The following is a 1,115-nucleotide window of genomic DNA, read 5'->3' as shown; positions in this document are numbered from 1 at the left end:
GCGGATCGTCGTGCGCCGCTGCGTTCTTCGAATGTCGCGTATGTCATTTTCACTTCGGGTTCTACGGGTAGGCCCAAGGGTGTGGCGGTGTCGCATGCTGCGATCGTGAATCGTTTGGTGTGGATGCAGTCGGAGTATGGGTTGGTCGCTGATGATGTGGTGTTGCAGAAGACGCCTGCGACGTTCGATGTGTCGGTGTGGGAGTTTTTCTGGCCTTTGCAGGTCGGTGCGCGGTTGGTGGTGGCGAAGCCTGATGGTCATCGTGATCCCGGTTATCTGATCGATGTCATCACCGATGAGCAGATCACTACGGCCCATTTCGTGCCGTCGATGTTGTCGGTGTTCGTTGCCGAGGGTGGCGCGGACGAATGTGTGAGTTTGCGGCATGTCTTCGCCTCTGGTGAGGCGCTGCCCGCGGCGACTGCGCAGAAGTTGCGTGAGTTGACCGGTGCGCGTCTGCACAATCTGTACGGTCCGACCGAGGCTGCGGTCGACGTCACGTTCCATGAGGTGACGGATGTGGATTCGGTGTCGGTGCCGATCGGTGCGCCGGTGTTCAACACGCAGGTGTATGTGTTGGATTCGCGGTTGCATCCGGTGCCGGTGGGTGTGGCGGGTGAGTTGTATCTCGCGGGTGTGCAGTTGGCTCGTGGTTATGTGGCTCGGCCTGATTTGAGCGGTGATCGGTTTGTCGCTGACCCGTTCGGTCCGGTGGGTGCGCGGATGTATCGCACGGGTGACTTGGTGGCGTGGACTCCCGCGGGTGAGTTGGAGTATTTGGGTCGTACTGATTTCCAGGTGAAGTTGCGTGGTCTGCGTATCGAGCTCGGTGAGATCGAGGCCGCGTTGACTGGTCTGGCGTCGGTGGCGCAGGCGGTTGTGTTGGTGCGTTCGGATGATCGTCTCGGTGATCAGTTGGTTGCTTATGTGGTGGCGGGTGCGGGGTATTCGATTGATGTCGAGGCCATCCGCGTCGAGTTGGCGGGTGAGTTGCCCGCGTATATGGTGCCGTCGGCGTTTGTGACGTTGGAGGCGTTTCCGCTCAACGCGTCGGGCAAGTTGGATCGTAAGGCGTTGCCCGCGCCGGTTTTCGAGGTCAAGACCTTCCGCGCCCC

1 protein-coding gene is annotated in these 1,115 nt (G+C 60.4%); it reads left to right on the top strand.

What is annotated here, in order from left to right; genetic code table 11:
* On the top strand, nucleotides 1-1,115 hold a 1,115-nt coding region (locus ABZS43_RS36605; RefSeq protein WP_355040592.1), incomplete at both ends, for an amino acid adenylation domain-containing protein.

The organism is Nocardia sp. NPDC005366 (assembly GCF_040606855.1).
In the GTDB taxonomy this organism is placed as follows: domain Bacteria; phylum Actinomycetota; class Actinomycetes; order Mycobacteriales; family Mycobacteriaceae; genus Nocardia.
The sequence above is the reverse complement of the archived record's forward strand: the minus strand, read 5'-3'. Positions and strand labels throughout refer to the sequence as shown.